Origin of the sequence: Pseudomonas sp. FSL L8-0168, from assembly GCF_037976155.1 — a bacterium.
GTDB lineage: Bacteria > Pseudomonadota > Gammaproteobacteria > Pseudomonadales > Pseudomonadaceae > Aquipseudomonas > Aquipseudomonas paracarnis.
Map to the genome: position 1 here is coordinate 718,277 of NZ_CP150262.1, position 20,359 is coordinate 738,635.

Below are 20,359 nucleotides of genomic sequence, written 5' to 3' on the forward strand. Positions count from 1 at the left end.
ACACTTTGCGGCTGGAACCTTGGGTGTTTTTGCAATGATCGAGTTTCGTAGGCCGCTGTTGAGTGCTGTGTGCGTGTTGTTGGGCAGCCCGTTTGTGCTGGCAGCTGACCCGCAGGTCCATTGGCCCAGCGGTTGGCAGGTCGAAGAAGTCGTGCCTGACGACGAACTCCCTGCCAAACCCCAAGCAGTGTCCCGGCAGCGAGCGATCAAGAATGATGAAAATGGCGCCACGTTGATGGTGATGGAGTTGACCGGGACGCCGATTGAAACCGGCCATAAAGTTAATCTTCCCGGCGTGTTGCTGGAGATGCGCAAGTCGATCCAGAAAGACTTTGCCCGTGGCGGTTATCAAAGCGTGTGCAGCAAAATGCACCCCACGACATTGAGTCGGCTTGACGCGCTGGAAACTACCTGTGTGATTACCGAGAACGGTCGACACGTATTGTCGCAAACATTAGTCGGTGCGCTGGATGTCGATAAGGCCTATGTATTTTCATACGCGGGCCAAGCGCAAGCGTACGAGGCGAGCAAGGAGGAAATCAGTTCGGTGCGTAACAGTCTGAAACTTTGACCCGCTCAAGCTGAGCGAATGTGAACAATGTGAACGCTAAGTTAAATTCGATTCCGAACCGCTAGAGCAAAAAAAGCCCCGCGTATGCGGGGCTTTTTTTTAGTACATGTTTCAGCCGCGAAGCCAGGAATCTACAGTGGCAGCGCCGTACTGTTCTTTCCAGGCTTTAAGGCCGCGGTGGTTGCCACCTTTGGTCTCGATCAGCTCGCCGGTATGCGGGTTGTGGTAAACCTTGACCACCCGTGCGCGGCGCTGTTTTGGCGCGGCGGCGGCCGGTGCGCCGCCTTTGCGTGGCGCTGGGTCGAGGATAGCGATCACGTCGCGCAGGCTTTTGTCGTATTTGCCCATCAGCGTCTTGAGCTTTTCTTCGAATTCGATTTCTTTCTTCAAGCCAGCGTCATTCTTCAAAGATTCCAGCTGTGCAAGCTGCTCTTGAAGGGCTTTTTCTGCTGCGCGAAATTCGGCGAGTCTGGACAAAATCTGTACTCCAATAATGTAGTTGCGGATATCAACTGCAGACAAAGCTATAAGCCAAGAACGTTAAGCCACGTCAACGAAAAAGACCCTTCTGCGAGTTCTGCACAGGCAGAAAAAATTGTAGTAGTTAATTCATTCCGAGTAAATCATGTCTTTTAAAGAAAGACCAATCTTTCATCGTAGACCGCGCAAGGCTATTCAACGATCCCCAAGGATTTAATGAATTCATCGCAGGGTAATGGTCGGCCAAACAGGTAACCCTGTAGGAAATCCACGCCTTGGGCCACGAGGTATTCACACTGTTGGGCTGTTTCTACACCTTCGGCAACAATGCCTAGATCCAGCTTGACCGACAACTCTATGATGCTGTCGAGAATATGCCGCGACAGCGCATCTGCACCGATCATGGCGACAAAGCTTTGATCGATCTTCAAGTAGTCGACATTGAAATTGCGCAAATAGCCCAAGCTGGAGTGGCCGGTGCCGAAGTCATCAATGGCGATCATGACGCCCAGTTGATGCAGGGCCTCGAACAGCCGGCGGGTGGTCTCGGTGGGTTCGATCAGCTCCCGCTCAGTCAGCTCCAGCACCAGGGTGACCTGGCCGGGTGGGAACGCGGCCAGAAATTCCTGGCAGTCCTGCACCAGCGCCATGTCCTGGCAATGGCGTGCAGTGATGTTCACGCCGATATGAAAGCCGGGGCTGAAACGTGCGGCATGGGGCGCCAGTTGCGCGGCGGTCTGGCGCAGCAGGGCGCGGGTCATCGGCACGATCAGGCCAGAGTCTTCGGCCAGGGGAATAAACAGGTCCGGGCGCACCAGGCCTTCTTTGGGATGCCTCCAGCGCATCAGCACCTCACAGCCGGCCCATTGGCGTGTGTCACCCCGTACTACCGGTTGGAAATACGGGATGAACTCATTGGCGCCCAAGGCGCGTTGTAACTCGTGGGTTGGCGCGGACGAGCGTTTTTGCAGCCAGTGAGCGAGCAGCCCCGCCAATATGCCGAAAAACACCACCAGGCTGAACAGCGCCGGATACCGCGCCTGCATGTAGCGCCAGACTTCACCCTCGGGCATCCCGGCTTCGACACTGTAGCGATAGCGCTCGGAAGCCAGGCGTTGTGGGGCCACGGCAAATACCGGCAACGCGCCTTGATGCACCTTGCCGTCGGCCCCCAGCCAGTTCGGGCCGACTTGCAATACCAAGTACGCGTAACGGCTGATCAAGCGCAAGGCGTTGGTGAGGTGGTAACCGTCAACCGAGGCAAACGCGCCTTGATCGCCTTCCACCAGGCGGTACACCAGCAGGGCGGTATCGGGTGTAACGGGGTTACCTTTCATCAACCACAGGCGCCCATCCACATAGTCGTCCGGGTTGACGGGCGATTGGTAGCGACCGCCAAACAACGAGCTGCAATAGATGTTTTTCTGCCAGGACAGCGTCGTGGCCCGCACAAACGGCCGGCGCGTGACTTGTTCACGTAGCGCCAACTTGGCGCTGCTGTCACAAGGTTTACCGGCCAGCGGCAGCAAAGCCTGGGCAGCGATGGCGGTATTGTCGAGCATCAGGTCGAACTGGCGGACCGCTTCTTGAGCGGTTTGCGCCGTGCTTTGCTCAAGGGTGCGCTCGGCTTGCCAGTACAGAATCACAACCCCCAGCAAGATGGGCAACACGCCGCTGGTTGCACTGATGAAATAGCGTGCGGCTCGGCTTCGTGGGCCTTTGACAGTCAGGGACATAGGGGCAGTCAGTCGCGAGAAAAAGAGTGAGATAAGCCGATGATAGATGGCATTACGCAGGCCTGCTCACTTGTTTCAAGCGGGTTGACCTCGCCGTTCGGTCAGTGGTGGCGGGGATCAGGCACCGCCCCCGCCCGAACCCGCAAAGTCCGTTGAAGTACAGAGTGTGGAGGGTGTCGCCGACGCTGCGTTTCACTACATTGGGTGACTATGTAGGGTGCGACGCATGAGAGGACGCTGCGCATAGCCAGGTCACTAAGTGAGCGAGGGGTACAACCCTTGCGCCAGCTCGATGAATGCCAGGGTAGCCGGGGAGGACTGTCGTCGATCCAGCACCGCCAGTCCGATCCGGCGTGGGACCTGCGGCGCCAATGGCAACGCCACATAACGCCAGTCGCTATGTTCCGGCAAGGAGGCCTGCGCAACCACACTCAAACCATCGCCCCGACTGACCGCCTCCAACGTACTGAGCAACTGCGCACAGCGGTACCGGACTTTGGGCTGCAATCGGGCTTGACTGAACAAGCGCATCACCAGCTCCGACGAGCCGGCTTCAGTCAGAATAAAGGGTTCATCGCAGAGCGCTTGCAGGGGCACGGCCTCAAGGGCGGCCAACCGGTGCCCGGCCGGTAGCAGCGCCACCAGTTGATCTTCCAGCAACGCGACCGTATCGAAGCGTTCCTGCTCCAGCACCACAAAACCGATATCCACCCGGCGCTCATCCAGCCACTGAACGACCTGGCGATCAGGCCCTTCATCCACATGCACTTCAATACCCGGATAAACCTGGCGAAAGCGCCTGAGGATAGGCGGCAACAACCGAACCGACGCCGTCGGCCCGAACGAGCCGATACGCAGCGTGCCACGCTTCATGCCGCGTGCATCCGCCGCTTCCTGCTGCAAGGTGTTGGCCAGCCCCAGCATGGCCCGGGCGCGTCCCAGCAATTGTGCGCCGATTTCGCTCAGTTCCACCGCCGTCTGATGGCGCCGAAACAACTCCACCCCCAGTTCCTGCTCCAAGGCCTTGATCGCGTGGGACACCGCCGACTGGCTGATACCCAGGCGATGCGCCGCACTGGTAAAACCTTGCAGTTCGGCCACCAGAGAAAAGATTTCCAGTTGGGTCAGGGTCATGAGTAAAGGCTCATTTTACGATGAGGAGTGATTAGCCAAAGAATACGCCCATTCGTCCCTCACCTGAGCACCGCCTTATGCGTCACGTCGCCGATGGCCTCACTTATCTGAAGCTTGCCGCTGTCACCATGATCTGGGGCGGCACCTTTGTCGCAGGGCGCTACCTGGCTGATCAGGTCCACCCGCTGCTGGCCGCCACTCTGCGCTTCACCTTGGCCAGCGCAGCATTGCTGCTGTTCATGGCCGCTTCGCGCACGGCCCTGGTGCGCCCCAGCACGCGCCAATGGGGCCAATTGGCGGTGTTGGGGTTCTTTGGGATTTTCTTTTACAACCTGTGCTTCTTTTATGGGCTGCAGTACACCAATGCGTCACGCGCCTCGTTGATTGTCGCGTTGAACCCGGCGGTGATCGGCCTGGCGTCCTGGTGGTTGTTCAAGGAGCGCCTGGGCCGCATCAAATGTATCGGTATCGCGTTGTGCCTGGCAGGCGCGGCGACCGTCATCATCAGTCGCAATCCCCAGGCATTGCAGGGCGCGACCATGGCCTGGGCCGGTGACCTGCTGATCCTCGGTTGCGTGGCGGGGTGGGGCGTTTACACGCTGTTCTCCCGTGGGCTCAATCAGAGCCTGGGGCCGTTGCAGACCGTGACCTGGTCGGTGCTGCTGGGCACGCTGATGCTAAGCGTTACGGCGCTGGTTTCACCCAGCGTGACCATGGCAGGGCTGCACGCTATTGATCTACCGCAACTGCTCAGCCTGATGTACCTGGGCGTGATGGGTTCGGCGCTGGCGTATATCGGCTATTACGATGGCATTCGTCGCATAGGCGCCACACGGTCCGGAGTGTTCATCGCGCTCAACCCATTGACGGCGGTCATTTGCGGCGCGGTGCTGCTGGACGAACCGCTGACGATGGCGATGTGGGTGGGGGGTGCGGTCATCCTGCTGGGCATCTACCTGTGTAACAAACCCCTTGCGCAGGGCAGGGTAATGGGGATTTGATAAGACTACGGACAAACCCGGTTACGCTGTGTAGAATCAGTTTACGCATACAAGAATATGGACTTGCGCTCACGCAAGCCTCGGCCGTCAGAGACTGATGACACCATGAAGCTACTTGGCTCCCCCCTCATCTTTGGTGACTTTCTCGCCCGCAGCGTGCGAGGCCTTTCTTGTGCGCCACCCTCCAGCCTCATCCTTGCTCGCAACTAAACAATTGCTACCTACAAGAATGATGAGGCACCGAACATGACCGACCAACATGCAAACCCAATGGGCCTGATGGGCTTTGAATTCATCGAATTCGCCTCGCCGACCCCGGGCACACTGGAGCCGATCTTCGAGATCATGGGCTTCACCAAAGTGGCCACCCACCGTTCCAAGAACGTGCACCTGTATCGCCAGGGCGAGATCAACCTGATCCTCAACAACGAACCCGACAGCCTCGCTTCCTACTTCGCGGCCGAGCACGGCCCGTCGGTGTGCGGCATGGCGTTCCGGGTCAAGGACTCGCAGCAGGCTTACAAGCGCGCCCTGGAACTGGGCGCCCAGCCGATCCACATCGACACCGGCCCGATGGAATTGAACCTGCCGGCGATCAAAGGCATTGGCGGTTCGCCGTTGTACCTGATCGACCGTTTCGGCGAAGGCAACTCGATCTACGACATCGACTTCGTCTACCTTGAAGGCGTTGACCGCCATCCGGTAGGCGCTGGCCTGAAGGTCATCGACCACCTGACCCACAACGTCTATCGCGGGCGCATGATCTATTGGGCCAATTTCTACGAGAAGCTGTTCAACTTCCGTGAAGCGCGTTATTTCGATATCAAGGGCGAGTACACCGGCCTGACCTCCAAGGCCATGAGCGCGCCGGACGGCCAGATCCGGATCCCGTTGAACGAAGAGTCGTCCAAGGGCGCCGGGCAGATCGAAGAGTTCCTGATGCAGTTCAATGGCGAGGGGATCCAGCACGTAGCGTTCCTCACCGACGACCTGATCAAGACCTGGGACGCGCTGAAGAAGATCGGCATGCGCTTTATGACCGCGCCGCCAGACACTTACTACGAAATGCTCGAAGGTCGCCTGCCGAACCATGGCGAGCCAGTGGATCAATTGCAATCGCGCGGCATCCTGCTGGACGGCTCGTCGGTTGCCGGTGACAAGCGCCTGCTGCTGCAGATCTTCTCGGAAACCCTGATGGGCCCGGTGTTCTTCGAATTCATCCAGCGTAAAGGCGACGATGGGTTTGGAGAGGGCAACTTCAAGGCGCTGTTCGAGTCGATCGAGCGCGACCAGGTGCGTCGTGGTGTGCTGACCGCCGATTGATCGACAGGCTAAAGCAAAACAGCCCGGTTTTTACCGGGCTGTTTTGTGCCTGATGCAGCGTGTTGCAAATGGCCTGTGGTTTATTGGGAACAGACGTTTCTTGAAATATCACTCAGAGGGTAGGGCGCAGACAATTTCTGCGTGTCCAATATCAAGAGGCCCTCTTATGAATGTGAATTCTCCTCCCCTTCAACGCCCGATTGGCCCATCTACATCAACCGAGCAGATAGGGCCTGTGCGCAATGTTCGCTCAGCCGGTAATGCAGACCCAGTCGATCAGGCGCGTAAAAAGTTTCTCGATGACAGTGAAACCGAGTATTTGGGCAACACACTCACCGCCAAAGCGCATCAACTGACGGAGGCCGCGCTGTCACCCAACAAACCGGGAAGTCCAGGGGTGCAGGTCTCGACATTTGCCGTTGATGGTGTTCAGTCCAACGACCTGATAATGATCAAGCGGGTGCTGCTTACAGAAGAGGGGCCTAATTTCGTCCTGTACATGCCGGAAGACGACGTGACCTCGTTTCATGAGTTCGATAATGCGCAGCAGATGACAGACTGGCTCAAAGACGTGGCCAATGATCCGATTGAGCGCAAGCGATTTACGAAGCATTTTGCCAATGATCAAGCGCCCAAGCAGGAGGAGCGGGTCAACCAGAAATTTGGCATGTTCGCTGATGGCGATAGCAATGCAGTGGTAGGAAGTTTTGGTTATGAGAAGGGGAATATCTTCGAGCGTTTAAACAAGGGCACTTCGATCCCTCCGGTTCAGGTCTACGGGCTGGTGCGAACACAGCTCTATAAACTGGAACCTGATGGCAAGGCGTTTTATGTCGGATATCGGCCAGATGGAGAAGCCATCGTCTATAGCTACGACGCTTATGGAAACTTGTACGGCGAGGGACAAAAAAAGGACGCCAAGAAGCGCAGATTTTATTTCGTTCAAAATGGGTTGAACGAAAACAAACCGCTTGAACCCATGACGTTCAATGCGTTCCGCAAAAAAATAGCCAGTGTTTCCTTGGACAATGTGGATGCCAATAATCTAAACGGTCTTTACGACGAATTCCTGAAGCAACTCAGAAGTCCTGGGCATGGCCTCGCCACCGCGTTGAAAGCGCTGGGTGTTCCTGAAGACATAGCCCACTCCATCGAAACTATCGCGAAAGACCCCGTCAAAGGAACGTTGCTTGAATTGAACCGCGACAACCGTATCGGCAAGCTGTTTGGTGTCGATCAGCAAGAGATGGATGCCAAGCTGGAAAGCGCAGGCAACCAAGCTCAACACAACATCCCCTATTACGGTAAGTGGCGAGAGAGGTTGGAAGATACCGCCAACGTCATTGAACAAGTTGCCGGCACACCTGATGTGCCGACAACCGAAGTCAGGACCTGACTCAATTGACAGAGGGGTACGGACGCCCCCACAGCCGACATCCACTCTCAGCCTCCCATCAAGCCCGGCGCTGACGCACCAAATGCTTGAATCCCTCATACACCAGCACCATCACCGCCAGCCAGATCGGAATATAGGTCAGCCACTGTCCGCCCTCGATCCCTTCGCCCAACAGCAACGCCACCGCGAGCAGCAATACCGGCTCCACATAGCTCAGCAGCCCGAACAGGCTGAACGCCAACAAGCGACTGGCAATGATGTAACTCACCAGCGCCGAGGCACTGATAAGGCCCAGCATGGGAATCAATGCATAGAGCTTTGGATGCCCATCCAGTACGGCAAAGCCTTGTTCGCCGCTTTGTACAAACCACCAGGCCACCGGCAGCATCAACGCCATATCCAGCCACAGCCCTCCCAGATGATCAGTGGTCAGGTATTTACGCACCACGAAGTACACCGGGTAGCCGATGATCACTACCAGTGTTGCCCAGGAAAAACCACCGGCCTGATACAGCTCATTCAGCACACCCAGCGCGGCAAACACCACAGCAATCTGTTGCAGCCGCGACAGGCGCTCGCCGTAGACCAGGCGCCCGGTGAGCACCATGGTCAACGGCAGCAGAAAATACCCCACGGACACGTCCAGGCTGCGCCCATTGAGCGGCGCCCACATGAACAACCACAACTGCACGCCGAGCAAGGCCGACGACACCAGTACGCCGCCGACCAGCCGTGGCTTGGCCGCCAGCATGCGCAGCAGTTCCCAGACCCTGCGCCACTCGCCGCTGACGAGCATGAACACCGTCATGCAGGGCACGGTGAGCAGCATGCGCCAGCCGAAAATCTCCAGGCCACTCAGGGGCGTAAGCAGTGATGTGAAGTAATACATCACGGCAAACAACACCGAGGCCAAGACCGATAACACAACACCTTTAGACACGCTGCCCTCGCGAAAGCCAATTATTGCGCGGGTAGTCTACAGGCGTGCCAATCGACCGGATACAAAATGCCCGACATCGTTGAACCCCGGCGAGGACGAATGCCCTGGCGTAACCAACGAATCAATGAACGCCTCGTCCTCAGCGCTGATCTTCACCGCCAGCGCTCCGGTGTAGGCGTCCCACTGCGCCTCGGTTCGCGGCCCGACAATCGCCGAGCTCACCGCCGCATTGTTCAGCACCCAGGCGATTGCGAACTCGACGATCCCCACGCCGCGCCCTTGAGTGTATTGCTGGATCTGCTGGGCAATGCGCAGTGATTCAACCCGCCACTCGGTTTCCAGGATGCGCTTGTCCTGGCGCGCGGCACGGCTGCCGGGCTCGGGCGTGACGTCCGGGGCGTACTTGCCGCTAAGAACCCCTCGGGCCAGCGGGCTGTAAGGCACCACACCCAGGCCGTAGGCCGCTGCAGCGGTGATCTGTTCGACCTCGGCCTGACGGTTGACGATGTTGTACAGCGGCTGGCTGATAATGGGTTTATCCACGCCCAGGCGTTCAGCCACGCGAATCACTTCAGCGATGCGCCAGCCTCGGTAGTTGGACAGGCCCCAGTAGCGGACTTTGCCCTGGCGGATCAGGTCGCCGATGGCGGATACGGTCACTTCCAACGGCGTGTGGTGGTCTTCGCGGTGCAGGTAGTAGATGTCCAGGTAGTCGGTATCCAGGCGTGCCAGGCTGGCGTCCAGCGCGTTGAACAGACGCTTGCGGCTCAAACCGCTGCGGTTGGGCACGCCGTCGGTAGGGCCGAAGCCGACCTTGGAGGCCACCACCCAATCCTGGCGGTTGCGTGCAATCGCCTCGCCGACGATTTCCTCGGAGCGTCCGCCTGTATACACGTCAGCTGTATCGATGAAGTTGATGCCCTGGTCCCAGGCCTTGTCGATGATGCGCAGCGAGTCTTCGGTACCGGTCTGCTCGCCAAACATCATGGTGCCGAGGGTCAGAGCGCTGACCTTTAACCCGGACTGACCCAATGTACGGTAAATCATGCAAAGCTCCTCATGGCAGGTAAACGTGAGTCATGCAATACCAGACCCGAGCGCTCTGGAACAAGCCCTGAGCGGATTTGTTCATGCGCGTAGCAAAGTCTCGCAACGGGCCTGTAAAAAACGATGCAGCACTTTCACGCGTTCTGACACTTGCAGGCGGTGAGGGCACATCAGGTTGAATGGCGTGGGTTCGCCTTGCCAGTCGAGTAGCAGGGGCACCAGCCGCCCAGCCTGGATATCACGGGCCACGTCCAGGTTGGCTTTATAGGCAATGCCATGCCCCGCCAACGCCCAGCGGCGGACAATCTCGCCATCGTCGCTGAGATAGTCACCGCTCACTTCAACCTCCTGGAGCAAGGTCCCCTGGCGGAAATACCAGGTGCTATTGGCCTGGCCCCGGCGCATGTAGCGCAGCGTGCTGTGGTGGGCCAAGTCTTCGGGCGTATGCGGGGTGCCGTGGCGCGCCAAGTAGTCGGGGCTGGCGCAGGCAATGCGATGGTGATCGGGTACCACCGGCAGGGCCACCAGGCTGGAGTCTCTCGGCACGCCAAAGCGCAAGGCGATGTCGACAGTGTCGCGAAACAAATCGGCATTGCTGTCGTTGAGCAACAGTTGCAGACGGATAGTGGGGTGCTCCAGCTTGAACTCATCCAACCAGCCCAACAGCACATTGCGACCGAAGTCCGAGGGAGCGGCCAATTGCAATAAACCACTGAGGCTTTGGCCTTGTTGCTTGATGGCATGTTCGCCTTCGGACAGGGCTTCCAGCGCTACCCGCACGCTGTCCAGATAACGCCGGCCTTCTTCGGTCAGGCGCATGCTGCGGGTGGAGCGGGCAAGCAGGCGGATGCCGAGACGGGTTTCAAGGCGCTTGAGGGCGATACTCGCGGCCGCTGGCGTGAGGCCCAGGCCACGGGCGGCGGCCGTCAGGCTACCGGTGTCGGCGCTGCGCACGAAGACTTCAAGGTCGAGAATCGAGCTCATTGATAAAAATCCTTTAAAGATCTTGTCGTTTTACCCGGATTTTTCATCGATTACCAAGCTGGGAAGATGAACGTTCACTTTCTGACCCAGGTAGTTTTCTCATGACCTCTTCCCTGAGCGGTAAAACCATCATCGTCATCGGTGGCAGCAGCGGTATCGGCGCGGCAATTGCCCAGGCCGCCTTGGCGCGAGGCGCGCATGTGATCGTGGCCGGGCGCCGCTTGGCGCCAGGTTCCGACAGCGGGCTGCGCAACGAGCCGGTGGACGTCACCGACAGCGCCTCGTTAAAGCAGTTGTTCGAAACCGTGGGGCGCTTTGACCATCTGGTCTACACCTCGGGGCCTTCGGTGCGGGCCAAGCCTTTGATCGAAACAGACCTGGATGAAGCCCGGGACAACTTCGATGTAAAGCTCTGGGGCGCACTACGCGCCATTCAACACGCGCTGCCGTTTTTGCACGAGCAGGGCAGCATCACCCTGACCTCGGGCCAGTTGGGGCGCAAGTTAGCGGCAGGGCAGTTCATCAAGACGGGCATTAACGCTGCGACCGAGGCCTTGGGCAAGCAACTGGCCAAGGAACTGGCGCCGCGTCGAGTCAATGTGATCAGCCCAGGGGTGATAGACACACCGGCCTATGCAGGGCTTGGCCAAGAGCAACGTTTGGCAATGTTTGCCAAGGCGGGCCAAGGGTTGCCGGTTGGGCGGGTGGGGCAGGCTGAAGAAGTGGCGGCGGGGTATGTACTGGCCATGGAAAATGGCTTTATGACCGGTGCGGTGGTTGATATCGACGGTGGCGGCCTGTTGTAAATACATGGCCCAAGTGGGAGGGAGCAGATCCCTCCCACGTTGAAGGCGTCAGGCCTTGAGCGTGCGCGTCATCCGCAATGCCAGAACACTGCCGCTCACAATCACCGCCGCCAGCAGGTACAACGCCACATCCGTAGAGCCGGTAGCATCCTTCACAAAACCCACGATATACGGGCTGAGAAACCCCGCCATCTGCCCCATGGAGTTGATCAACGCCAAGCCACCCGCCGCCGCACCCGCGCTGAGCATCGCGGTGGGCACCGGCCAGAACATCGGCAGGCCGGTGAGGGCGCCCATGGTGGCGATGGTCAGGCCGAGAATGGCGATAGCGGGGGTGGTGGCGAAGTTAACGGCGATCACCAGGCCAATGGCGCCCATCAACATCGGTACCACCAAATGCCAGCGGCGCTCCTTGCGCAAATCGGCAGAGCGGCCCACCAGCAGCATGAAAACTGCCGCCAACAGATACGGAATCGCGCTGAGCCAGCCAATCACCAGGTTATCGCTGAAACCCATGTTCTTGATGATCGACGGCAGCCAGAAGTTGATCGCATACACGCCACTCTGGATGCAGAAGTAGATCAGGCCGAATGCCCAGATCGCCGGGTTCTTGAACACTTGGGCCAGGGAGTCGCTGGTGGTTTTCGGCTTGTTTGCCAGGTCTGTGGCCTGGTCAGCTTCCAGTACCGCACGCTCATGGGGCTTGAGCCACTTGGCGTTGGCGAAACTGTCACTGAGCAGGAAATAGGCGAGGGCGCCGAGGATCACGGTCGGGATGCCTTGCAGCAGGAACATCCACTGCCAGCCCGCCAAGCCACCTTGGCCTGCGGCAAAGTGATTGAGAATCCAGCCGGAAAACGGGCTGCCGAGCAAACCGGACACCGGGATCGCCGACATGAACAGTGCCATGATTCGCCCACGGCGGAAGGTCGGGAACCACTGCGAAAGGTACAACACCACACCGGGGAAGAAGCCGGCTTCAGCGGCACCGGTGAGCAGGCGCAGGGCGTAGAAATGCGTGGGTGTGGTCACAAACAGCAGGCATGTGGAGAGCGTACCCCACACGATCATCATCAATGCGATCCAGCGCCGCGGGCCAAACCGGGTCAGCGCCAGGTTACTCGGCACGCCGCACAGCACGTAGCCGATAAAGAAAATCCCGGCCCCCAGGCCGTACACGGTTTCACTGAATTTCAACGCATCGAGCATCTGCAGTTTGGCAAAGCCAACGTTTACCCGGTCGAGGTAATTGAACAGATAGCAGATAAAGATGAAGGGGATCAGGCGCAGGGTGATGCGCTTGTAGATGGCGTTCTTATCGTCATCGCTGGCCAGTGCGGCAGTGGCGCTCTGTGACATGGGATTCTCTCTTTATTATGATTTTTCGCGGTGCGAGGGTAACGTTGACCGCCCTGACAGTCTCGGTGACGTGACGGGCAGCTGTCTTTGTGCTGGCGCACAGTCAAGCTGCCTTTGCGCTGTGCCGGTGAACAACCTTTTTTAGGAAATTAGCCCCATGTTCGAGCTGGATCATGCCCTGGCGCAGGAGATTGTCGATCGCACCATGGCAATCCTGCCCTATAACCACAATGTCATGGACAGCCAGGGCTTGATCCTGGGCAGCGGCGAGCCGGAGCGTATCAACACACGCCATGAAGGTGCGCAATTGGTGTTGGCCAATGGGCGTGTGGTGGAAATCGACGGGCAGACCGCCAAGCATCTCAAGGGTGTGCAACCCGGCATCAACCTCCCGCTGTTGCATGATCAGCGCCTGATTGGCGTGCTGGGTATCACCGGAGAACCAGATGGGTTACGCACCTACGCCGAACTGGTGCGTATGACCGCCGAAATGCTGGTCAGCCAACGCCACCAGCAAGCCGAGCAACAATGGCGGCGCCAGCGTTGCGATGATCTGCTGGCCCTGCTGTTGGCCGACAGCGGCGACTCCCCGCGCCTGGTGGACGAAGCCCAGCAATTGGGGCTCAAGCCACAACTGGCGCGCACGCCGTACCTGTTTGAACTGGGCCCGGGCCAAACGGCGGAGGCCCTGAGCACCTGGCTTGCCAGCCGCTACCCGGACAGTTGGTGCGTCAGCTCCGCGCAGTTTTCCTTGCTGTGGTGCCGACCTGCTGCGGTGCAGGTCGATAACCCCCGCTTGCTGGAAAAGCTCGAGGGCCTGGGTTGGAACATCCAGCGCATTGCCATCGGCGGGCAAGCGGAGGGCTTGGCGGGGCTGCGCCGCTGTTACCGCCGGGTAGGAGATCTGCTGGCTTATGGCCGCGATATCCTGCCGCAATCACGCCTGTTGACCCTCAACCGTTATCGCCTGCCGGTCATGCTTTGGCGTCATCGCAACGACGACGCCCTGGACGAATTGCTCAACCCGTTGCGCAAGGTGTTGGCCAAGGACAGCAACGGGCAACTGCTCGCCACGTTGCGCAGTTGGTGCGAGCACGACGGGCAAAGCCAGGCGTGTGCCGACGCCTTGGGCATTCACCGCAACAGCCTGCGCTACCGCATGGAACGCATAGCCGAACTCAGCGGCGTAGACCCGCTGACGCTAGATGGGATGCTTGCCTTGTACCTGGGCGTACAACTGCTGCCCCACCCCCTGTAGGCGCGAGCAAGCTCGCTCCTACAACGGGCATTGTAGAAATGAACAACAAACCCGCCCCACACTTGTGCATCGGCCCCGCGTCATTGCCCCTGCCAACTGGCAGCATGGGCGTTATAAAAACCGGAGAACGTCCATGAAAATCGTGATCGCCCCTGACTCGTTCAAAGACAGCCTGAGTGCCGCAGGCGTCGCCCAGGCGATTGCCGAGGGGTGGGCCGAGGTCTGGCCGGATGCGCACGTGCTTCAATGCCCGATGGCCGATGGCGGTGAAGGCACGGTGGATGCGGTGCTCGCCGCGTGTAAGGGGCAATTACGTCGGCAAACAGTCCGAGGCCCGCTGGGCGACGGCGTCGAAGCACGTTGGGGCTGGTTGGCCGACAGCCATACCGCGATGATCGAGATGGCCGAGGCCAGCGGCCTGCAACTCGTCGCGCCGGGGCAGCGCGACGCCTGTTCCAGTACCACCTATGGCACCGGCGAGTTGATCCGCGCCGCGCTGGATGCCGGGGCGCAGCGCATCATCCTGGCGATTGGCGGCAGTGCCACCAACGATGGCGGGGCGGGAGCGATGCAGGCCCTTGGCGTGCAGCTATTGGATAGCGAACGTCAGCCACTGCCGGCGGGTGGGTTGGCATTGGCACGCCTGGCCCATATCAGCCTTGAACAACTCGACCCGCGCCTGGCGCAGGTGCGTTTTGAAATCGCCGCCGACGTCAACAATCCCCTGTGCGGCCCCCACGGTGCCTCGTCGATTTTCGGCCCGCAAAAAGGCGCGAGTTCCGAGCAAGTGGCACACCTGGACGCGGCCCTTGGGCACTTCGCTGACCATTGCGCTCAGGTGCTGCCCAAGGATGTGCGCGACGAACCTGGCAGCGGCGCCGCCGGTGGCCTGGGCTTTGCTGCCAAGGCGTTTCTCGCTGCCCAGTTTCGTCCAGGGGTTGAGGTAGTCGCTGAACTGGTTGGCTTCGATGAAGCGGTGCGTGGCGCCGACCTGGTAATCACCGGTGAAGGTCGCTTCGACGCCCAGACGCTGCGGGGAAAAACTCCGTTTGGCGTGGCGCGCATTGCCCGGCGACACGGCGTGCCGGTGGTCGTGATCGCGGGCACCTTGGGCGACGGCTACGAGCAGATGTACGCCCACGGTGTGGATGCAGCGTTCGCCTTGCCGTCGGGGCCGATGTCTCTGGAGCAAGCCTGTCACGAGGCGCCGCGCCTGTTGCGTGAGCGGGCCTCGGACGTTGCACGGGTATGGCGCCTGGCAGCTACTCGCTGACCCCGCGCGCCAGCCGCTCCACCCACTGCTCTTGAAACCCCTGTAGCTGCACACCGGGTTGCTGCAACTGCACAAATTCAAGCATCGGGTCTTGCACCGCCGTGCGCACTCCGCTCAGTTCCTCCAGGGTCGCCAAGCCGCAGAACGGCACATAGGCTTCGCTGTAGCCGCCTTCATGTACCAGCACCAGGCGGCCCTGGCACAGACGCTCGGCGGCCAGGCGCAGGGCGCGGGTCAGCAGCCGGAACGATTCACTGTGCAACAGCATGCGCGCCAACGGGTCGACGGCGTTGGCGTCATAACCACAGGCGACGATGATCAACTCCGGCTCGAAGCGCTCCAGCGCGGGCACTACGATGCGTTCCATGGCGTGTAGATAGGTGGCGTGGCCACTGCCTGGCGGCAACGGAATATTGATGTTGGCCCCCACGCCGGCCCCGCGGCCTCGATCCTGCTCGCCGCTGTAGCCAGGCGGGTAGCAGCCGTCCTGATGCAGGGAAATCGTCAACACATCGGCCCGTTCTTCGAAGATCGACTGCGTGCCGTTGCCGTGGTGCACATCCCAGTCGATCACGGCAACTTTGTTCAGTCCGCTGCGGGCCTTGGCGGCCTCGATGGCAATGGCAATGTTGGCCAGAAAACAAAAGCCCATAGCACTGTCTGCCAGGCAGTGATGACCCGGTGGCCGCGACAGCGAATAGGCGTTGTGCGCCTGGCCCTTGAGCACCATGTCCACGGCGGCCAGGGTCAGTCCGGCGGACAGTTGCGCAATTTCGAAGCTGCCCGGCCCAATCGGTGCCTGGGGGCCAAGCTCACCGCCACCCGCATCGCTCAAGGCCTTGAAACGCTGCAGGTAAGCGCGGCTGTGGACCCGCAGCAGATCCTCTTCACTGGCGGGCGGCGCGCTATGCAGTTGTAGTTGGCGGCTCAGTCCGGAGACATCCAACAGGCTTTTCAGGCGGCGCTTGGTCTCCGGTGACTCGGCATGCCCGCTGCCGGCCGGCGGCTGCACCCAGCCGCCCACGGGCAGGGTCAGCGCATGGGCGCCGGCGCTGTGCCACAGGCTCATTTCGTCGAAAAAAAATGCGGTGGTTGGGTTCATACCGGTTCCAGTTCAGTGGGGGAATGGGGACGGCTGGCGACGATCATCACCAGAGACAGCAAGGTGATAGCGGCTGCACCAAGCAGCAACAGGCTGAAACCGCCGCTGGCCTCGATCAGGCGGCCAGCGAGCGCCGGGCCGACGGCCAGGCCGCCGCCGATGACCAGGTTGGAGGCGTTCATCAGCTTGCCGCTGTGATCAAGGTCGGCCAGGCAGGCCAGGATCAGCGGCAGAATGAAGGTCCAGGTGAATTTGAACAGCAGCGCCGCCAAGGCAAATCGCAGCAATGCGGGCTGGCCGAACAACAGAAGCACCGCTGCCGCCATCATCAGGTAGCCCAGCAACAACAGCACTCCACGCGGCAAGCGGGTCCCGATCAGTGAAGCGCTCGCGGCCCCGGCAATGCCCATCACGGTGGCGATGGCGAGGATGTCGCCGCTGTGCTGCGCCGAAATCCCGGCACTGGCGCCCAAGGCACCGATAAAGGTCCAGACGCCTCCCAAGCTGATATAAAAGGCCAGGACCGCGCCAACCCCCAGGGCGGCTTTCCAGCGTGAACCGGGCAAGACCGGGGTGTGGCTGGCGGGCAACGCACGGCTACCGGCGGGAAAAGCCCGCGCCAATGGCAGCAGCAGAGCCATCAACCCTGCCAGGATCAGGTAGCAGGCATTCAAACCAAACCGTTCGAACAAACCAGGCAGCACCACCAGGCCGACGGCACCGACGATCAACTGCCCCATCACCCACAAACCATAGACTCGGCTGGGATTGGCGGTGGTGGCGGCACTGGCCAGGCAGAGGATCATCAACGAACCGCCGGCCAGGGCGCTGGCCCCGCGCAACACCAGCAGCACGGCGTAGGTGTCGGCGAGCATCGACAGCAGGTTGGCCGCAATGAACAACAGCGCGGCGACCCGGGCGGCAGTGCGCCAGTCAACCCGCTTGAGCCACCACCAGGCGGGCAAGGTCGCCAGGCTCATGGCGCCCAGTTCCACGGAAAACAAGTCGCCAATCCGCGCCGGGCTCAGTTGCCATTGGCTGGCCAACTGCGCGGCCACGGCGGGAGCAGTCATCAGGAGGGTCGGAGTGATGGCGGCAAACAGTACGATCGCCGCCAGCCGTGCCGTTATCGCAGGGTTGGAAATGGGCATTTTCAAGCTCCAGGGAAAGGGGTCAGAACACATGCACGAGGCGCAACAGCGCTTCGGTGCCGGCATAACCATTGGAAGCCGCAACGTGTTGCGAAAGGCTGACCATCAGTTGGTTCTGCCGGTCGAGCCAGTGCCCGAGTTCGAAGCCGACTTGGGTGTAGCGCTTGTGGGTATCGTCGAGGCGACGGTTGTTGAGGCGCAGGGCGCCACCGTCGGCCTGGATCAGGCGCAATGCGCCGTAAGTGGCGGAGCTGAAGTCATACGAGGCAAAAGCCTGCAGGCGATACAGCGGGGCTTGCTTGAGTTCGCTGCCGAAGTAATCGTCATTGCGGCCATAGAGCTGGGCTTCCAGGTTGGCTTCCAGCACCCATTTCTCACCGATACCGTGGGTGTAGTTGTAGACAAAGGTGGCGCCCCAGCGATTGGCACCGGGGGACACGTCCGGGTTTTGGCTGTGGTACTCACCTATCGGCACAGTGATCAGGCTCAACAAGCCGCTGTAAGTGCGCGTCACCGGGTCGTTGACGAAAAACAGCGTGCCGCCCACCTGTGGATCGCCCAGGCCGCGCTCGCGGCTGCGCTGGTTGGCGCCGGGAAGGCGTGCGCTGATGTCGGCAAAGGGCAGGATGAATTGCGGCGTGCACAACGTGCCGCAGGCGTCGGTGAAATACACCTGACGGTAGGCCACGGCGTTGACCCTGAGGTCGGCCTTGCCGGTGCTGTCGGCGGGGCCATGGAAATCGCTGGCACGGGTGGCGGGCAGGTACAGCACACCCAGGCGGGTGCCCGGTGGGGCGGCGAAAAAATCGCGGGCGTTGAGGTCGGCAGCCTGGCTGTCGAGGCTGAACAGGCTGGCGCACAGCACTGTCAGGTTACGTAGGCGCGTTGAAGTCATGGCGAAGCGTCTCGTGTTAGAGGAGGCCGGAAAATGGGCAACAGCAGCCCGTGACCGTAAAAAACGACCGTGGCAAAAACGTGGGAGAAGCGGGCAGGGTCAGTCGGGCGGGGCGTGCACCAGGTGCGCTATGCGCGCCTTGTCCTTGACGCCGAGCTTGGCGTAGATGGCGCGAATATGGTGGCGCACGGTATTGGGCGAAAGGCCAAGGTCGCGGGCCACTTCCTTGTAGGTCTTGCCCTCGCCGAAGCCTTGGGCCACGTCGTTTTCCCGTGGGCTGAGCTGGGGCAGGGCACGGTTGAGGCGCGCGGCCAACAGCAATTGGTCGCCCACTGGGGACGCCTGGATGTGGATGCGCTTGCCGTCATACCCGCGCTCATCAAGCGGCACCGGCAGGGTGGGGCCACACCATTGCGGCCATTCGCTGAGCAGCAGGTCGACAAAACCGCGCTCGGCGCATTGCAACACACCCCGAGGGTCGCACACCGCCAGGGCCAGATTGCGCGGGCTGGCCAGGGTTTCACGCATGGCCACCAAGGTGCGGATCTGGTTTGCCGAGACCGCCGCCACCAGGTGCAGCATCAGGTTATTGAGCAACTGGCAATCCTGCGCGTTGAACGTGGGCGCAGTGGGCTGGCGGTAGAGCGTCAGGTGGTGGCTGAGGTGGGTTTGCGGGTCGATATGGATGACACACAGCAATTCACCTAGGCCGTGGCGATGCGCTAGCCAGTTCAAGGCGCTGCCGCTGGCGGGGTCGCGCATATTGATAATTACTGCCTCGCCAGGCGCGGCATGCACCCGTGCAACGGTCACGTCCAGATGGCGGATTGACTGCCAGTCCGCCAGGTAGTCGGGCGGCAACTGGTAGAGGTAGCTGTTGTGCTCTTGCGGCAGACCGTTGATGACAGCCGAGCGCCCCCACCAGGCACTGTCGAAGGCCAGCAATTGGCTGACGCGTGCCAGGGCATGGCACTGGAAGTGTTCGATGTCCTTGTGTTGGGCCAAGCGTTGCAGGTCCAGGGTCAGGGTGCTGAAGGCCTGCAACAGGCCCGAGTAATCAAGACGGCTCATGGGTATTCCTCTGTGGGACTTTTTTTGTTGTTCTCGTCACAGGGTGAAGGCCGAAGTGTCGGGTTGACGGGGCAGGGCCTGAGCTGAGTATCGGCGCTGCGCATAGGGATCGCCATCGTTCAGATGCAGGATGGTGCTGGTTGGCTGGTAAGAAAACGCCCGACTCGTCAGCCAGGCGCTTAGCCTCTACACTGGCCCGCCACTTGTCTTTCAAAGGATGAAATGCAATGCACCCACCTGAACCGTCTATCGTGATCCAGCGTTTTACCGAGGCCCACCTGGAGGGCGTCGCCTCGCTATACAACGAACCGGCTGTTTGCCGTCAGGTGCTGCAAATGCCTTTTCAGTCGGTTGAGATGTGGCGCAAGCGCCTGGTGATGGATAACGAGCGGCGCCTGCAACTGGTGGCGTTGCATGGCAGTGAGGTGATTGGCCAATTAGGGCTTGAGCAGTACCTGCGCGTACGCCAGAGCCACGTTGGTTCGTTGGGTATGGGCGTGGCGCCCGCCTGGCAGGGCAAGGGTGTCGGTTCGCGGCTGTTGGCGGCCGCGCTGGAGGTGGCCGACAACTGGATGAACCTGCGCCGTGTGGAGCTGACGGTCTACGCCGACAACGAGCCTGCGCACAACCTGTACCGCAAGTTCGGCTTCGAAGTGGAAGGGCGGCTGCGCGATTACGCCCTGCGCGACGGTATGTTTGTCGACACCCTGAGCATGGCGCGCCTGCGCACGTCGGCTTGATCCTGTAAAACTGTGGGAGCGGGCTTGCCCGCGAAGGCGGAGTGTCAGTCACTGAATCTTCAACTGAACCACCGCTATCGCAGGCAAGCCAG

19 protein-coding genes are annotated in these 20,359 nt (G+C 60.4%); 8 read left to right on the forward strand and 11 right to left on the reverse strand.

Annotation, left to right across the window (positions count from 1 at the left end):
• The first annotated feature begins 34 nt into the window (after positions 1-34).
• Positions 35-571: a DUF4946 domain-containing protein gene (locus MHH62_RS02985; RefSeq protein ID WP_014718509.1), complete on the forward strand. Its 537-nt coding sequence runs from the start codon at positions 35-37 to the stop codon at positions 569-571.
• A gap of 111 nt (positions 572-682) precedes the next feature.
• Here the strand turns inward: MHH62_RS02985 and MHH62_RS02990 are convergent, their stop codons facing one another.
• The 3 genes from MHH62_RS02990 to MHH62_RS03000 form a co-directional block, all read right to left on the reverse strand.
• A complete protein-coding gene (locus MHH62_RS02990; RefSeq protein WP_014718508.1) occupies positions 683-1,048 on the reverse strand; it encodes a histone-like nucleoid-structuring protein, MvaT/MvaU family in 366 nt (121 codons plus the stop codon).
• A gap of 194 nt (positions 1,049-1,242) precedes the next feature.
• Positions 1,243-2,787 (reverse strand): EAL domain-containing protein, encoded by a 1,545-nt coding sequence (locus tag MHH62_RS02995; protein WP_339232422.1) that lies wholly within the window; start codon positions 2,785-2,787, stop codon positions 1,243-1,245.
• 255 nt (positions 2,788-3,042) lie between these two features.
• On the reverse strand, positions 3,043-3,921 hold the full coding sequence (locus tag MHH62_RS03000; RefSeq protein WP_072434587.1) for a LysR substrate-binding domain-containing protein: 879 nt from the start codon (positions 3,919-3,921) through the stop codon (positions 3,043-3,045).
• Between the two features lie 77 nt (positions 3,922-3,998).
• On the opposite strand from MHH62_RS03000, the gene MHH62_RS03005 reads away from it, so the two are divergent.
• The 3 genes from MHH62_RS03005 to MHH62_RS03015 all read left to right on the forward strand — a co-directional run bounded on the left by MHH62_RS03005 (position 3,999) and on the right by MHH62_RS03015 (position 7,641).
• Entirely contained in the window at positions 3,999-4,922 is a 924-nt protein-coding gene (locus tag MHH62_RS03005; RefSeq protein WP_038450190.1) for a DMT family transporter, read from the forward strand.
• Positions 4,923-5,168: 246 nt separating this feature from the next.
• A complete protein-coding gene (gene hppD, locus MHH62_RS03010) occupies positions 5,169-6,245 on the forward strand; it encodes a 4-hydroxyphenylpyruvate dioxygenase (RefSeq protein ID WP_014718504.1) in 1,077 nt (358 codons plus the stop codon).
• 235 nt (positions 6,246-6,480) lie between these two features.
• A complete protein-coding gene (locus MHH62_RS03015; RefSeq protein WP_339233045.1) occupies positions 6,481-7,641 on the forward strand; it encodes a DUF6543 domain-containing protein in 1,161 nt (386 codons plus the stop codon).
• A 58-nt stretch (positions 7,642-7,699) separates the two neighbouring features.
• On the opposite strand, the gene rarD is transcribed toward MHH62_RS03015, so the two are convergent.
• The 3 genes from rarD to MHH62_RS03030 all read right to left on the reverse strand — a co-directional run bounded on the left by rarD (position 7,700) and on the right by MHH62_RS03030 (position 10,612).
• Complete coding sequence (rarD, locus tag MHH62_RS03020) at positions 7,700-8,581, reverse strand: EamA family transporter RarD (protein WP_014718502.1); 882 nt, start codon at positions 8,579-8,581, stop codon at positions 7,700-7,702.
• 36 nt (positions 8,582-8,617) lie between these two features.
• The gene (locus MHH62_RS03025) at positions 8,618-9,628 is read right to left on the reverse strand and encodes an aldo/keto reductase (protein ID WP_032903041.1); all 1,011 of its coding nucleotides are present in this window, start codon (positions 9,626-9,628) and stop codon (positions 8,618-8,620) included.
• An 81-nt stretch (positions 9,629-9,709) separates the two neighbouring features.
• Entirely contained in the window at positions 9,710-10,612 is a 903-nt protein-coding gene (locus tag MHH62_RS03030) for a LysR family transcriptional regulator (RefSeq protein WP_014718500.1), read from the reverse strand.
• 101 nt (positions 10,613-10,713) lie between these two features.
• Here MHH62_RS03030 and MHH62_RS03035 point away from each other — a divergent pair, with 101 nt between their 5' ends.
• Entirely contained in the window at positions 10,714-11,418 is a 705-nt protein-coding gene (locus MHH62_RS03035) for an SDR family oxidoreductase (protein ID WP_038450187.1), read from the forward strand.
• 48 nt (positions 11,419-11,466) lie between these two features.
• Here MHH62_RS03035 and MHH62_RS03040 read toward each other — a convergent pair whose 3' ends face one another.
• Positions 11,467-12,777, reverse strand: coding sequence for an MFS transporter (locus MHH62_RS03040; protein ID WP_032903042.1), 1,311 nt, complete (start codon positions 12,775-12,777; stop codon positions 11,467-11,469).
• Positions 12,778-12,934: 157 nt separating this feature from the next.
• On the opposite strand from MHH62_RS03040, the gene MHH62_RS03045 reads away from it, so the two are divergent.
• Positions 12,935-14,035 carry a sugar diacid recognition domain-containing protein gene (locus MHH62_RS03045; protein WP_339232425.1) on the forward strand — a complete coding sequence of 367 codons (1,101 nt, stop codon included), beginning with the start codon at positions 12,935-12,937 and terminating at the stop codon, positions 14,033-14,035.
• A gap of 133 nt (positions 14,036-14,168) precedes the next feature.
• Positions 14,169-15,308: a glycerate kinase gene (locus MHH62_RS03050; protein ID WP_339232426.1), complete on the forward strand. Its 1,140-nt coding sequence runs from the start codon at positions 14,169-14,171 to the stop codon at positions 15,306-15,308.
• Here MHH62_RS03050 and MHH62_RS03055 read toward each other — a convergent pair.
• The 4 genes from MHH62_RS03055 to MHH62_RS03070 all read right to left on the reverse strand — a co-directional run bounded on the left by MHH62_RS03055 (position 15,298) and on the right by MHH62_RS03070 (position 19,527).
• Positions 15,298-16,410 carry a class II histone deacetylase gene (locus MHH62_RS03055; protein WP_339232427.1) on the reverse strand — a complete coding sequence of 371 codons (1,113 nt, stop codon included), beginning with the start codon at positions 16,408-16,410 and terminating at the stop codon, positions 15,298-15,300. The two genes, MHH62_RS03050 and MHH62_RS03055, sit on opposite strands and share 11 nt — an antisense overlap.
• Positions 16,407-17,561 carry an MFS transporter gene (locus MHH62_RS03060; RefSeq protein ID WP_339232429.1) on the reverse strand — a complete coding sequence of 385 codons (1,155 nt, stop codon included), beginning with the start codon at positions 17,559-17,561 and terminating at the stop codon, positions 16,407-16,409. The genes MHH62_RS03055 and MHH62_RS03060 overlap by 4 nt, the downstream gene beginning before the upstream one ends.
• A gap of 22 nt (positions 17,562-17,583) precedes the next feature.
• Positions 17,584-18,456: a transporter gene (locus MHH62_RS03065; RefSeq protein ID WP_191948712.1), complete on the reverse strand. Its 873-nt coding sequence runs from the start codon at positions 18,454-18,456 to the stop codon at positions 17,584-17,586.
• A 99-nt stretch (positions 18,457-18,555) separates the two neighbouring features.
• Positions 18,556-19,527, reverse strand: coding sequence for a helix-turn-helix transcriptional regulator (locus tag MHH62_RS03070; protein WP_102666207.1), 972 nt, complete (start codon positions 19,525-19,527; stop codon positions 18,556-18,558).
• 227 nt (positions 19,528-19,754) lie between these two features.
• Between MHH62_RS03070 and MHH62_RS03075 the strand changes: the two genes are divergently transcribed.
• Positions 19,755-20,267 (forward strand): GNAT family N-acetyltransferase, encoded by a 513-nt coding sequence (locus tag MHH62_RS03075; RefSeq protein WP_014718491.1) that lies wholly within the window; start codon positions 19,755-19,757, stop codon positions 20,265-20,267.
• Positions 20,268-20,359 lie beyond the last annotated feature (92 nt).